Raw genomic sequence first — 13,369 nt, forward strand, 5'->3', positions numbered from 1 at the left:
ACCCCCCAACCCACACGGGACGGGGGGTCTCCCACATTAACCACCAAAACACCACAGGTAGAGTCACAGGATGCACCTCAGCAGAATCCTGGACCTGAATTTGCAGCCTGCGGGCGCAGCTCGGCTCGCAATCCGGCCTTTGGCTTTGGCTGACGCTGCATTGCTAGTGGATGCCTATACGCGGAACGCCAGCCATCTGGCCCCGTGGGAGCCTCTGCGTGAGGATTTGTTTTTCACCGTCCAAGGTCAACGCACTTCCATTCTTGGAAAGCTGGCGCAGTTCGAATCGGGTACTGAGGTGCCGTGGGTCATCCTTGCAGGGGAACGCGTCGTGGGTGCAGTCACGTTGACAGGCATTGTTCGAGGCCCCTTCCAGAATGCCCATGTGGGGTACTGGGTTGACCGGACTCTGACGGGGCAGGGCGTGGCAGGGGCTGCTCTCAAGGCCGTTCTGGAAATGGCAGGCGAAGGTCTGGGTCTTCATCGTGTTCAGGCGGCAGTCCTTGGCAACAACGGTCCTTCCAGGGCGGTCCTCAAACGGGCGGGCTTTGAGGAGATCGGCTTGGCACGGTCCTATTTGAAGATCGCCGGCCGCTGGCAGGATCACATTCTGTATCAGCGTATTTTGCCTTGACGGCCCGGCAGCAGGGTCTTATTTGTCGGCCCTAGGGTACGGCATGAAGCGTTCTGAGCTCCAAAAACCCCGAAAAACCGGTGATTTCGGTCAAAAAAGCGCGGAAACACGCGGAATTTGCTGGCCAACAGTGTCCAAGCTGGTAAGTTTTCGAGCAGTGGCTTGCTCGCGTTCCGCTTGCCGGCTCAAAAACGTATTAGTCCAGGAGGACGTAAATGGCTAAGAACCGTAGTGAACTCGTTGCAGAGGTAGCAGGCAAGGCCGGCACCAGCCAGGCAGCCGTCAACTCCGTGCTCGATGCACTGTTCGAAGTTTTCGAGACTTCTGTTGCTGCAGGCGAGAAGATCACCATCCCGGGCTGGCTCGCAGTTGAGCGCACCGACCGCGCAGCACGCACCGGCCGTAACCCGCAGACCGGCGAAACGATCCAGATCGCAGCCGGCCACAGCGTCAAGCTGACCGCAGGCTCCAAGCTGAAGGCTGCTGTCGCCAAGAAGAAGTAGTCAAACACTTCGGCGAACGCCTGGAAGGGGTGGCAACGTAAGGTTGCCACCCCTTCTGCCTTTAAGTGGTACTTATCCCACTTCCCCTCCCCAGAGGCTTCCCGATTCGCAGCCCGGGGGTGGGTGTCGGACAATGGATAGGTGCCATTAGCCAGAAGCTCCGCCACTGTCCCTTCGCCGAATCCCAAATCGGGAGCGCGGGAAGGCGCCTCAGGCGTGGGCATTTCCGTAGCGTGGCAACTGGCTGGTCTGGCAATCATGCTTTTGGCCCTCGCCGCGGCGCTCATCTTCTCCGGCGCGGCAGCGGCTCGCCAGGTCTCGGATCCTGGAGCCTTGGTGCGCTGGGGACTTCCTGTGGCCAAAGCACTTCACAACGTCTCCGTGGCAGCCGTCATCGGTGGCCTGATCTTTGCGGTGGGCATCCTGCCGAAGAGCATCAAACCGTCCAGGTCACGGGCACGGGATGAGGTGGAGCCGCCTGAGCACCCCGCATTTACCCGTGCGCTGGCTGTAGCCGCGGGTGCAGGAGCGCTGTGGACGCTTTCGGCTGTAGCTGTCTTGGTTCTGACTTACGCTGACGTTGCTGGCCAAGGTATCTCGGGGGACGCGGAGTTCACCCGTGCGCTGGTTTACTTCATGACTGACATCGAAACCGGCAAGGCATGGCTCGCGGTGACCATCATCGCTGCCGTCGCCACAACGGCACTTTTTGGAGTGCGGTCACTGACTGGACTGGCGTTCACGCTACTTTTAGCGCTCATCGGCTTGGTCCCTCCAGCCCTCATTGGCCACTCCTCCAGCTCCAGCGACCATGAGGGCGCCATCAACTCGCTGGGCCTGCACTTGGTAGGTGTTACCACCTGGGTGGGTGGCATCATCATGCTCGCTGTCCTGTCCGGCCTGCTGACGGGTCAGCGAAGCAACGCGAGCACAGACATCACTGAGCCGACGCTTCGACGTTTCTCCTCGCTCGCCGGCTTCGCTTTCGTCTTGGTGTTCGCATCAGGTGTCATCAACGCCGCCATCCGCGTGACCAGCCCGGGTGATCTCTTCGGTTCGCCCTACGGCCAACTGATCATCGCGAAGGCGCTGGCCACGCTGGTGCTCGGGGGCATTGGCTTCATGCATCGGCAGTGGGTAATACCCCAGTTGGGGAAGGGCACCATGTCCGCCCGCCGGGTGCTGTGGCAACTGGTCTTGGTGGAGCTACTGGTGATGGGCGCGACGTCGGGACTCGCCGTTGCGCTTGGACGTTCCGCCCCGCCGCAGCCCACCACGTATTCGCCTGATGCTTCTCCCGCATTCATCCTGTCCGGCTACGAGGTACCGCCGGAGCTCACTCCCGAGCGGTGGCTGACAGAGTGGCGCTTCGACTGGCTGTGGGTCGGTGTGGCGCTCTTTGGTGCTGTTTCCTACATCATGGGCGTCCTCAAGCTGCGCAGACGGGGTGACAGCTGGCCTGTATTGCGCACCATACCCTGGTTGGTGGGACTGGTTGTCCTCACCTACATAACTTCCGGTCCGCCGGCCGTCTATGGGCGCGTGTTGTTCTCCGCGCACATGGTGGACCATATGGCATTGACCATGGTTGCCCCGATCTTCCTTGTCCTCGGGGCCCCTGTGACGTTGGCCCTTCGCGCGCTTCCTTCCCGTGGAGAGGGAGCGCATGGCTCAAGGGGCCTGCGCGAGTGGTTACTGTTGTTCGTCCACTCCAAGTTCTCCCAAGTGGTTACGCACCCCCTTTTCGCTGCCGCGAATTTCGCCGGTTCCATTGTGCTGTTCTACTACTCGGATCTTTTCGGCTTCGCCATGCGCGAGCACGTGGGCCATGAGCTCATGAACCTGCACTTCCTCCTTACCGGTTACATCTTTGTTCTAAGCATGATTGGCAGCGACCCCCTTCCTCGGCGGGCGCCTTACCCCATGCGACTGCTGCTGCTCCTGGCAACCATGGGCTTTCACGCCTTCTTCGGGGTGGCGATCATGGGCGGCACAGGTCTTCTGGCCGCCGATTACTTCGGCAACCTTGGCCGCACGTGGGGACCGTCGGCTATCGCTGACCAGCAGTTGGGCGGTGCCGTTGCCTGGGGCATCGGAGAAGTTCCGACGCTTCTGGTGGCGATCGGTGTGGCCGTCATGTGGTCACGTTCCGACGCGCGGGAGACAAAACGGGTAGACCGTGCAGCCGACAGGAATAACGACGCCGATCTCAGTGCTTACAACGATATGTTTGCCCGGCTCGCCGAGCGGGACGCAAAGTTGTCCGACCGCCGTACTCCCGCGGCCAGCCAAGGTAGCGAGGCCACTATGGGCAAGGGAATGAGCAGTGGCAATGATGGGCAGCGAGGCAGGCAAACCGCGCCCATCGAAGACGCACCCGGGCACAACGAACCAAACACCAAGCTGGAAGGACGCTGATGAGCGAAACCGTACGCACCCAATTGCGGGTCCGGGCCTCCGAACTGGAGGGCCGCGGCTGGCTCAACACAGGCGGCAAGTCCTTGGACTTGGAAGCCCTGCGCGGCAAGATCGTGTTGCTGGACTTCTGGACGTTCTGCTGCATCAACTGCCTGCACGTCCTGGATGAGCTTCGGCCATTGGAGGAGAAGTACTCCGACGTTCTTGTAACAGTGGGCGTGCATTCGCCGAAGTTCGAACACGAAGCCGATCCTGTTGCCTTGGCATCAGCCGTTGAACGGTATGAGATCCACCATCCGGTCCTGGATGACCCGGAGCTGGCCACCTGGAAGGCGTACACCGCACGTGCGTGGCCGACCCTCGTGGTGATCGACCCGGAGGGCTACATTGTGGCCCACCTTTCGGGAGAGGGGCACGCAGGGGGGCTTGGCGTCCTCCTGGAGGAACTCGTCGCTGAGCACGAGGCCAAGGGCACGCTCCACCGCGGCAACGGCCCATACGTGGCGCCCGAGCCTACGTCGGGCACTCTGCGGTTCCCTGGCAAGGCCACCCAACTTGGGAACGGCAACTACCTTGTTGTCGATTCCGGTCACCATCGTTTGGTTGAGTTGCGCCCCGATTTCGAGACCGTGGACAGGCTTATTGGATCCGGAACCAAAGGCCATGCCGACGGCGCTGGGGACGTTGCGCAATTCAATGAGCCGCAGGGCGTGGCAGTGTTGCCTGCTGAGCTGGCGACCGCCGTCGGATATGACGTGGTGGTTGCGGACACGGTCAACCACCGTCTCCGGGGTGTTGATCTTGGCACCGGAGAAGTCAGGACTGTCGCCGGAAACGGCATTCAACGGCTGCTCGACGCCGGCCCGGCCCGGGTTACGGAGTCCGGCGCCGGTGAATGGTCCGAACCCCGTAATGAACACCACGACGGCGGCCCGGCGGACTTTGCCGCCGATGCAGTGGACGTGGGGGTACTTGGGCTAGGAACCGGCGTTTCTTTGTCTTCGCCCTGGGACGTTGCCTGGAGCGAGAAGCTGCAGCGGGTTGTGATTGCCATGGCCGGCACACACCAGATTTTTGCCTTCGAACCGAAGTCGGGCGAAGTGTCGATCCTTGCAGGATCCGGGCTTGAAGGTTTGCTGGATGGTCCCGCGGAAGAGGCTTGGTTCGCGCAGCCGTCCGGCTTGGTGATCGACCAGGATCAGAACATTTGGGTAGCGGACTCGGAAACCTCCGCGCTCCGGCGCTTGGTAGTGGGCGATTCCGGCGTGACCGTGGAGACCGCGATCGGCAAGGGCCTCTTTGACTTCGGGTTCAGGGACGGCGAGGCAGCCGAGGCACGCTTGCAGCATCCTCTGGGTGTGACGGTCCTGCCGGACGGCTCCATAGCAATCGCTGACACCTACAACGGTGCCGTTCGCCGCTATGACCCCACGGGCAACAACGTGTCCACCTTGGCACGTGGCCTGGCCGAGCCAAGCGATGTTGTAGTGGTCAACCACGATGGCGGCGAACCTTTGCTGGTGGTGGTTGAGTCGAACAAGCACCAGCTTGTCCTGGTACCGATCCCCAAGGAAGCCCAGCAGGTAGATGAGGGCGCATCGCAGACGCACCGGCCCAAGAGCCCTGTTGCCCCGGGGAACCTGGAGCTCACAGTGCGGTTCACGGCTCCAACGGGGCAGAAGCTCGACGATCGTTGGGGTGATCCGACGCAGCTGAAGATCTCCTCCACTCCGCCCGAACTGCTTGTCTCCGGTGGCGGTACGTCGGTGGGGCTCCTGCGTACCCTCGAATTGTCGTCGGACGTGCCTGAGGGCGTCTTGCACATCACTGCTCGAGCGGCAGCCTGTGACGGACCCGAAACGGAGGACGGCGAGATCCCGGATCACGCAGCCTGCCATCTGTATCAGCAAGACTGGGGAATCCCCGTGGTCCTGGAAGCTGACGGCGACTCGGAGCTTGTGCTGGACCTCCGCGGAATGGACTAACCGCCAGGGCACGCGTCGGCGGCTGGAAGAGCCGCCGCTGGCGTGTGTCAGCCGTGCCACCCCACTGGCGCAGGACGCGATACCCAGCCGCTGGCGCGGTCAGCGGCGCCACATGCACCGGCGCCGCCTGCAGCGGCGCCACATGCACCGGCTCAGGAGGCGATACCCGGCCTCTAGAAGCTCAGCAGGGGCGTGACGGTCACTGTGTTGCCGTCCGTATCCAGCTGGGTGGTAAAGCTGAAGTCGTGTTCAACGTTGAGGTCGTTGACGTAGCCCGTGAAGAGGTTGATTTCCCGGGCTGTCAGCCGGGCTTTGCCGTTGAGGGGGGCCACTACCCACTTGCCGCCGAACGGTTCGATAGTGATCTTCGGGTATTCCGTGATTTCCCATTTGATGGTCCCGTCTACCACGCGGGCGTTGCTGGCGTGATAGAAGGGGCAGTCCGGCTGGAGGCGCTGCTGCTTAGTCGCCTCTGCGGCACAGGTGTCCAGGAACTCGCGGACCTTGCCGGCAACGGCTTCATCCATGGACTTGGTGGACCGGGTTTGAAGGTTCAGCGGGGCCGTTCCGCCGTCGCGGTTTGAGACAAGGGCCGACGTCGCAGGAGCCTCGAAGAAAGTGCCGTTGAGGCTGGCCTCGTACTTCCCGGGATAGAAGATGGCAAACGAGTTGTGCCCATTAGGCATATTGACCGGAACTCCATTAAGGGCTGCCTCGCTGGCGTTCACCACCGTCACCTCGATGGTGGGCAACGTCGTGGGGACGAAGGCCCACTTTCCGAAAAACAGCCACTGGGTGCCAGTGCGTTCCAGCAGGAACTCGCTATGGAGGCGGCTGCCGTCCAACGAATAGTCCACCGGTACGGCCACTCGGTTGCCGCCACGGGATTGCGCGTTGCCGATCTTGATATCCGACAGTTCGGATGCCGCGGTTTGCAGGGCTGTGCCGTCCAGCATGGCGGCGTTGGCCTTCGGGACCTTCGCGCGCAGCAGGCCAAGCGCCTGTTCGCCCTCGCCCTTCTGCAGAGCCTCGAAGTATTCCCGTACAGGCTGCTGCGGGCTCGCCACGGACTGGCTTACCAGGTTGATGCACACCACGGCGCCGGCGGCAGCAAGCATCAGACCGAGCAGCCATCCGGCTGCGGTCTTGACCAACGCTTGACTCACCTGCACGCCCTTTACGTTACCTGCCGCCACGCGATTAGCTGCGCAGCAAGACCGTAAGGTGACTTATCAAGACCCTCAAGGAAATTCACGACGGCGGTACGTTGCCCCACCGGGCCGGCACCCGCCGTCGGGCCCTGACCCGCCCAGCGGGCCACCCGCCGTCGGACGCTGACCCGCCCGGGCCCGAACCGGCCACCCGCCGGCGTTACGACGCAGGACAACAAGCCCTAACGGCGACGACGCTTGGACGACGTACCGAAGACGCCCCGGATCAGGTCGCGACCCAGCTGTGTCCCCATAGAACGGACCATGCTCTTGAGTCCGCCACCCAACGCGCCGCCAAGCGCACCGGCCAGGTCACCAAACATGCCGGTGTCCTGCTGGGACGTTCCTGGCGCGGAGGGTGCAGGAGGCTCGGGGTAGGACGGTGAAGGCGAAGGGGCGGGGCGGGAACTGGGGCGGCCGAGGATTTCCTCCTCGATGCGCCGGGCTTCGGCGTCGATGTCGGCTTGGGAGGGAACGGACCCACCCGATGCTCCCGAGGCGCCATCCGAAGACGGCCCTGACACGCCTCCCGACGCCGGAGAACCTGTGGGCACTGGCGCAGCCCCACTCAGTTTCTCGTACGCCGAGACGTTGTCCACGGCGGTGCCGTACTTGGCCAACAGCGATGAAGCCCCAACCGTACTGCGGATGAGGTCCTCGGCGCTGGGACCCATGACTGACTCGGGTGCGCGGAGCCTGGTCAGGGCCACGGGCGTGGGTGCGCCCTTCTCATTCATCACGGTGATGACTGCCTCGCCGATTCCCGCGGAGGTGAGGGTTTCTTCGAGGTCGTAGTCGCTGACGGGGAACGTGGACACCGTGGCCTTCAGGGCCTTGGCATCTTCCGGGGTGAAAGCGCGCAACGCATGCTGCACACGGTTGGCCAACTGTCCCAACACATCTGCGGGAACGTCCTTGGGGGTCTGGGTGACGAAGAAAATGCCGACGCCCTTGGAACGGATGAGCCTGACCGTTGTGGTGATCGCCTCAAGGAAGGCCTTGGAAGCATCGTTGAACAGCAGGTGCGCCTCGTCCAGGAAGAACACGAGCTTGGGCTTGTCCAGGTCGCCGGCTTCGGGAAGGTCTTCGAAGAGGTCGGCGAGCAGCCACATGAGGAACGTAGAGAAGAGAAGCGGCTTGGTCTGCAGGGTGGGCAGTTCGAGGCAGCTGATGACGCCACGGCCGTCGGGGGCTGTGCGGAGGAGCTCGGCTGTGTCGAACTCGGGTTCGCCGAAGAATTTCTCCATGCCCTGCGCTTCCAGGGACACCAGCTCGCGCAGGATGACGCCGGCCGTGGCCTTGGACAGCCCGCCCAACTCGGCCAGCTGGGGCTTGCCTTCATCCGAGGTGAGGAACTGGATGACGGCCCGCAGGTCCTTGAGGTCGATGAGTTCGAGGTTGTTCTTGTCGGCGAAGTGGAAGATCAGCTGGAGGCTGGATTCCTGGGTGTCGTTCAGGTCCATGATGCGCGAGAGCAGGATAGGCCCGAAAGAGGTAATGGTGGCCCGCACGGGAATGCCGTTGCCGTCACCGCCCAGCGACAGGAACTCGACGGGAAAGTTCCTTGCCGACCAGTCCTGCCCAAGAGCCGACGTCCGGGCGGTCAGCTTCTCGCTGGCCGTTGCCGGCGTCGCCAGTCCCGAGAGGTCGCCCTTGATGTCGGCGAGGAAAACCGGAACACCCGCCGTCGACAGTTGCTCCGCAATCATGTGGAGCGTGACGGTCTTGCCTGTGCCGGTGGCGCCGGCCACCAGCCCATGGCGGTTCATCATCGCTAACGGGAGGCGGACCTGCGCTTCCTTGTGGACTTCACCGTCCACGATTGCGGCACCCAGCTCGATGGTGGCACCTTGCAGGGTGTACCCCTGCTGGATGGTGGCGAGTTTTTCGGCAGTGGTTTTCGTGGCCATGCGGATAGCTTAGCGGTGCGCCACAAGATCCTTGCTGAAGGCCAAATGCTTGATTTCCTCGGGATCCGCTGCGAGATCAAAGAGGGCGGTGTAGCCCGTGGCGAGGTATAGGTTCCTGGCTTCGGGCTGGCGCGGGCCGGTGGTCAGGTAGAGCTTGGTGTAGCCACGGCGCAGGGCTTCAGCTTCCAACTCGGCCAGCACGCCGCGCGCCAGGCCACGCCTCCGGTGCGCCGAGTGGGTCCAGATGCGCTTCAGCTCGGCGGTGTCGGCGTCGTAGCGGCGGAACGCTCCACCGGCTACGGATTCGCCGTCTTCCTGGATGATGATCAACGCCCCGTGCGGTGCGGCAAATTCCTCCGGCGGGTACCTGCTGAGTTCCTCGGAGGCTCCCTTGCTGCTGAACAGGTCCCCGTAGCGGGTGTCATATTCGACGGCGAGCTCATCCAGGAGCGGCCGGACGCGGGGATCGTCCATGGCGAGGCTGAGGACGGAAAGGCCCGACGTCGGCAGGGTTGGCGGTGCGGTCATGGCTTGCCTTTCATGGTGGGCACCCAAGTAGGTGACAGTTGTGCGCGTTTTGCGGGCTCAGAACGCGCACTAATGCGACCTAGTTGGGAGGGGCGGGGAGGGAGGGGCGGGGAGGGAGGGGCGGGGAGGGAGGGGCGGGACGGGGCGGGACGGGGGCGGCCAGCGTGTGAAGGATGCGGCGGGCCAAGGCGTCGTTCTCGCGGAACGGCGCCGCGTTGGTGTTCGGCCGGGCAAACGCACCTGCGCCCCAGCCTGACGTCCATGGACCCACTGCAAACAACCCATGCTGTGGTGTTCCAACAGGAGAGAGGACCTCATGATTCCCGGAGACCAGAAGTTTCCCTGTCGAATGCGCACCGTCCAAGGTGAGCAGCCTCTGTTCGGTGCCCAGTCCGGCGTCGTGCAGGTTCAGGAGGGCAGGGTTCGCGGAACGCTCCACAGAGGCCGAAGGCAGGCGTGCCTCGATGTACGCGGAGGCCTCCACCAGGACCGGGGACTGGAAGGACCCGGCAACAAAGCGGCCGGTTGATTCGTCGGCGCGGACCCACATGCCCGGTCCCAGGAACTGCAGGAACCCGGCCCGTTGCAAGGCCAGCATTTCCTGCAGCCGGTGTGCCGGAGGGCCGGAATCGACGAAGCTGAAGAAGCCGTGCCACCAGCCGTGGATTGCCTGCTGCGATCGGGCGTTGAGCCGTTCCTGCGGCACCAGTCGGCCCAAGTCCATGTAGACGAACAGCAAGGCCATGAACAGGGCAAGCGTTTCCGAATGGTCGGAGCTGGTCCGCAGTGACAGGTCGCGTTGGATGTAGGCGGCCACGGACCGCTGCACCGCCTCATGGGAATCGAACGCGCAGCCGCTGAAGGGCTGGTCCAGCGACTCAAGGTCCAGGCGCACGGCTGGATCCGGGACGGCAGAGGCCACAAGTTGCTCCCGCCCGGCGCTGTACCAGTCGAGGGCATCGAAGCGCGCCTCGAAGTCCGTCCAAGCGCCACGAACCCGCTCCGGGTAGCCGGTGAACAGTTCACGGTAATAGGCGTAGCCCGCATCCTTGGCGATGAGCGGCCAGAGGTGGGTACGGAAGTCGAGTTCGTCGTGTTCGGCCAGCAACGCTTCAACTGCAGCAGCCGTGAAGTACCGCGGCCGCTCCACCGGACTGCGCAACGAGGAGGAGATTTTGGAATGGTAGGGCACACCCCGGCGTGAACCGGCCCAGACCCGTGGCTCGGCGCCCGAAGGCACATACTCGAGGACGCCGTCGGGCCTTTCCTCGAAGCGGCCGCCGCGGCCCTCGAACAACAGCACCAACAGGTCCACGAAGGCCAGCCCCATCCCGGAGACGATGACGTCCTGGCCGGCTTCAACGGGGGAGTAGTCCACATCCGTTGTGTACGACGGCGGCGCGTAGTAGCCGCCGTGCGCGGCCGCGAATCCAGCCAGCCGGGTCGCTTCCGGATGCGCCTGCGAATCGGTGTGGCCCAGGGCGTACACCACGACGTCGGCACGCACCTCGGCGCCGGAGGCCAACCGCACGAGGTGCGTACCGGCGTCGGGATGCCCGGGCAGCGGCCCCGCGGCCCGTTCGACGGCGGTGGCCACATCGCGGTGGACGGTGACGGTGACGTCCGGCCCGAGCGAGGAAACCGCCCGGCGGAAGAACCACTCAAGGTACTTGCTTTGGAGTTGCCTCGTGGGGAAGGACGCGGAGGTCAGGGAACGGAGCTGTTCCAGGATGTGCTGCTCGAAGACCGGCACATCACTGATACTGCCGTCCAGTACGCCGGCTGCCCAGGTGGCGAGGGCCGGGCCATCCAGCGGCGGTCCGTCACAGGCCACGGAAGAGTCGGTGAACATTGTGACGTCGGCGGCCGTGGAATTCATCAGCAGGCCGGGATCCTGGTGATAACGCCAGATGCGTCCTGAGCCAGGTTCATGCGGCTCAACGACGTGGATCTGCAGCGGTCCTTCGAACAAGGCGGGACGGCTGGCCGCCAGCCTTTCCAACACGCCGGCCGTGCGCGGGCCGCCGCCAATAAAGACGATGGCGGGAACTCGTGACGGCATGCGGTCTCCTGATCTGCGGTGGTTGGTAAGGCCAATGTAGGGAGCCTGTGGTGCCCGGGTCGAGGCGCCGGTAACCGCCGTTCACCACGCGTCATTCAGCGTTAACCGAGGAAAACAAAACGACTCAAATGGCTCCGGCTGAACTCATTGATGACGCCGAAAGAAGCCTTTTGAAGCCGCAATAAGTCCCGTGAAGAAGTACAAAAATCCGAATTGCCGGTGGATAAATTCCGCCCCTAGATTTGCAGCAATCCGATAGGCAATCCCAACTGAAATGAGGTGGCGCATGAGTGCAGCCGCACCGCCCGCCACGGCGGACGAGGCCCTTCGGCCCGCCGTCGACTACTCCGACTACAAGCTGGTCCCGGCAAAGCATCCGTGGCGCTGGGTGGGCACCGTGGCGGTCGCCCTGGGCGTCGCCGCCATAGCGTGGTCCCTTCTCACCAACCCGCGCTGGGAATGGGGAGTGGTTGCCCAATGGTTCACTGCCCAGTCCGTGGTGGCAGGCTTGGTGGAAACCCTCAAGCTGACCGCCATCTCCGGCATCCTTGGCTTCGTTCTCGGGTTCATCCTCGCCTTGATGCGCCTCTCGTCTTCACCGCTGCTGGTCTCCGTATCCTGGACGTTCTCCTGGATCTTCCGATCCACTCCGCTCCTGGTCCAGCTGCTCCTTTGGTACAACCTCGGCTACCTCTACGAGAAGATCAGCCTGGGCATCCCGTTCACGGATGTCCGCTTCTTCGAAGCCCAGACCACCACGTTGATCAGCCAGTTCGCGGCAGCCGTGCTCGGCCTCACCCTGAACCAGGCGGCCTACTCCGCCGAAATCATCCGCGGCGGCATCCTGTCCGTCGACCAAGGCCAACTGGAAGCCGCAGCCGCCTTGGGCATCCCGGCCTGGAAGCGTTCCACCAGGATCGTCCTCCCGCAGGCAATGCGGGCCATCCTGCCCACGGCCTTCAACGAGATCATCGGCCTGGTCAAGGGAACCTCGATCGTCTACGTCCTGGCCTATTCCGAGCTGTTCTACACGGTGCAGGTGATCTACAACCGGACCCAACAGGTGCTGCCCCTGCTCCTTGTGGCAACGCTCTGGTACGTGGTGATTACTTCCGTGCTCAGCATCTTCCAGTACTACGTGGAACGGCACTTCTCCAAGGGCGCACTGCGGAACCTGCCGCTCACGCCGCTGCAAAAGGCCCGCAAGTTCTTCGCCAGCCACGCTCCCGCCTCTCCCAGCAAGGACGCCCGATGAGCATCATCACCGCACGCAAAGAATCGACGACGGCGGCAACACCTGCCGCTGCCGGCCCGGTCGGCACGGTGGCCACCAAAGGACAGGTGGACATCCACAACATTCGGAAGTCCTTCGGCAACACCGAAGTGCTCCAGGGTGTTTCACTGTCCGTGCCGCCTGGCGGAGTGACAGTGATCGTCGGCCCGTCCGGCTCCGGCAAGTCCACGCTGCTGCGGACCATCAACCACCTGGAAAAGGTTGACGGCGGCTTCATCACCATCGACGGTGAACTGGTGGGCTACCAGGCCCGGGGGAACAAACTGCACGAGCTGCGCGAGAAGGACATCCTCAAACAACGCACCAACGTTGGCATGGTGTTCCAGAACTTCAACCTGTTTCCCCACCTCACGGCCTTGGAAAACGTGGCCGAAGCGCCGATCGTGGCACAGAAGCGCTCCAAAGCAGAGGCCCGGAAGCGCGGACTGGAACTCCTGGACCGTGTGGGTTTGAAGGACAGGGCTGACGCGTATCCCCGCCAGCTTTCCGGAGGCCAGCAGCAGCGTGTTGCGATCGCCCGGGCGCTCGCGCTCGAACCGAAGATCCTGCTCTTCGACGAGCCCACCTCCGCATTGGACCCCGAACTCGTCAACGAGGTCCTGGACGTCATCCGCGAACTGGCCACGTCCGGCACCACGTTGATCGTGGTCACGCACGAGATGGGATTCGCCCGGGACGTAGCGGACACCGTGGTGTTCATGGACCAAGGCCGGATCATCGAGTCCGGCGCCCCGCAGGACATCTTCAGCAACCCACGCGAAGAACGCACCCGCAGTTTCTTCTCCAAAGTCATCGAACCCGCCTTCAACATCTAGGAATCTCCC

Annotated in this window: 10 protein-coding genes; 6 read left to right on the top strand and 4 right to left on the bottom strand. The window is 63.4% G+C overall.

The window, feature by feature from the left end; translation table 11 throughout:
• The first annotated feature begins 70 nt into the window (after window positions 1–70).
• The 4 genes from OCL88_RS17275 to OCL88_RS17290 all read left to right on the top strand — a co-directional run bounded on the left by OCL88_RS17275 (window position 71) and on the right by OCL88_RS17290 (window position 5,540).
• Window positions 71–634, top strand: a complete 564-nt coding sequence (locus tag OCL88_RS17275; RefSeq protein ID WP_264963303.1) for a GNAT family N-acetyltransferase — start codon at window positions 71–73, stop codon at window positions 632–634.
• A gap of 215 nt (window positions 635–849) precedes the next feature.
• The gene (locus tag OCL88_RS17280) at window positions 850–1,137 is read left to right on the top strand and encodes an HU family DNA-binding protein (protein WP_011776355.1); all 288 of its coding nucleotides are present in this window, start codon (window positions 850–852) and stop codon (window positions 1,135–1,137) included.
• Window positions 1,138–1,395: 258 nt separating this feature from the next.
• Window positions 1,396–3,555, top strand: coding sequence for a bifunctional copper resistance protein CopD/cytochrome c oxidase assembly protein (locus OCL88_RS17285; protein ID WP_264963331.1), 2,160 nt, complete (start codon window positions 1,396–1,398; stop codon window positions 3,553–3,555).
• Complete coding sequence (locus OCL88_RS17290) at window positions 3,555–5,540, top strand: NHL domain-containing thioredoxin family protein (protein WP_264963304.1); 1,986 nt, start codon at window positions 3,555–3,557, stop codon at window positions 5,538–5,540. Before OCL88_RS17285 ends, OCL88_RS17290 begins: the two co-directional genes overlap by 1 nt.
• 173 nt (window positions 5,541–5,713) lie before the next feature.
• Here OCL88_RS17290 and OCL88_RS17295 read toward each other — a convergent pair whose 3' ends face one another.
• The 4 genes from OCL88_RS17295 to OCL88_RS17310 all read right to left on the bottom strand — a co-directional run bounded on the left by OCL88_RS17295 (window position 5,714) and on the right by OCL88_RS17310 (window position 11,251).
• Complete coding sequence (locus tag OCL88_RS17295) at window positions 5,714–6,706, bottom strand: hypothetical protein (RefSeq protein WP_264963332.1); 993 nt, start codon at window positions 6,704–6,706, stop codon at window positions 5,714–5,716.
• Window positions 6,707–6,933: 227 nt separating this feature from the next.
• Window positions 6,934–8,661 (bottom strand): DUF853 domain-containing protein, encoded by a 1,728-nt coding sequence (locus OCL88_RS17300; RefSeq protein ID WP_264963305.1) that lies wholly within the window; start codon window positions 8,659–8,661, stop codon window positions 6,934–6,936.
• Window positions 8,662–8,670: 9 nt separating this feature from the next.
• On the bottom strand, window positions 8,671–9,189 hold the full coding sequence (locus OCL88_RS17305) for a GNAT family N-acetyltransferase (RefSeq protein ID WP_264963306.1): 519 nt from the start codon (window positions 9,187–9,189) through the stop codon (window positions 8,671–8,673).
• Window positions 9,190–9,268: 79 nt separating this feature from the next.
• Entirely contained in the window at window positions 9,269–11,251 is a 1,983-nt protein-coding gene (locus OCL88_RS17310; RefSeq protein WP_264963307.1) for an FAD/NAD(P)-binding protein, read from the bottom strand.
• A 286-nt stretch (window positions 11,252–11,537) separates the two neighbouring features.
• Between OCL88_RS17310 and OCL88_RS17315 the strand changes: the two genes are divergently transcribed.
• Together OCL88_RS17315 and OCL88_RS17320 are read left to right on the top strand one after the other, a co-directional pair.
• A complete protein-coding gene (locus OCL88_RS17315; protein ID WP_227471513.1) occupies window positions 11,538–12,506 on the top strand; it encodes an amino acid ABC transporter permease in 969 nt (322 codons plus the stop codon).
• Window positions 12,503–13,360 (top strand): amino acid ABC transporter ATP-binding protein, encoded by an 858-nt coding sequence (locus tag OCL88_RS17320; protein ID WP_264963308.1) that lies wholly within the window; start codon window positions 12,503–12,505, stop codon window positions 13,358–13,360. The genes OCL88_RS17315 and OCL88_RS17320 overlap by 4 nt, the downstream gene beginning before the upstream one ends.
• The last annotated feature ends 9 nt before the right edge of the window (window positions 13,361–13,369 follow it).

Origin of the sequence: Paenarthrobacter sp. PAE-2 (assembly GCF_026013155.1) — a bacterium.
Taxonomy (GTDB): Bacteria; Actinomycetota; Actinomycetes; order Actinomycetales; family Micrococcaceae; genus Arthrobacter; species Arthrobacter ureafaciens.

Bases quoted from the DNA above. Each gene is read 5' to 3' on its own strand.
- OCL88_RS17285 (WP_264963331.1), top strand. From the start codon at position 1,396: ATGCTTTTGGCCCTCGCCGCGGCGCTCATCTTCTCCGGCGCGGCAGCG.
- OCL88_RS17315 (WP_227471513.1), top strand. From the start codon at position 11,538: ATGAGTGCAGCCGCACCGCCCGCCACGGCGGACGAGGCCCTTCGGCCC.
- OCL88_RS17305 (WP_264963306.1), bottom strand. From the start codon at position 9,189: ATGACCGCACCGCCAACCCTGCCGACGTCGGGCCTTTCCGTCCTCAGC.
- OCL88_RS17275 (WP_264963303.1), top strand. From the start codon at position 71: ATGCACCTCAGCAGAATCCTGGACCTGAATTTGCAGCCTGCGGGCGCA.
- OCL88_RS17320 (WP_264963308.1), top strand. From the start codon at position 12,503: ATGAGCATCATCACCGCACGCAAAGAATCGACGACGGCGGCAACACCT.
- OCL88_RS17290 (WP_264963304.1), top strand. From the start codon at position 3,555: ATGAGCGAAACCGTACGCACCCAATTGCGGGTCCGGGCCTCCGAACTG.
- OCL88_RS17310 (WP_264963307.1), bottom strand. From the start codon at position 11,251: ATGCCGTCACGAGTTCCCGCCATCGTCTTTATTGGCGGCGGCCCGCGC.
- OCL88_RS17280 (WP_011776355.1), top strand. From the start codon at position 850: ATGGCTAAGAACCGTAGTGAACTCGTTGCAGAGGTAGCAGGCAAGGCC.
- OCL88_RS17300 (WP_264963305.1), bottom strand. From the start codon at position 8,661: ATGGCCACGAAAACCACTGCCGAAAAACTCGCCACCATCCAGCAGGGG.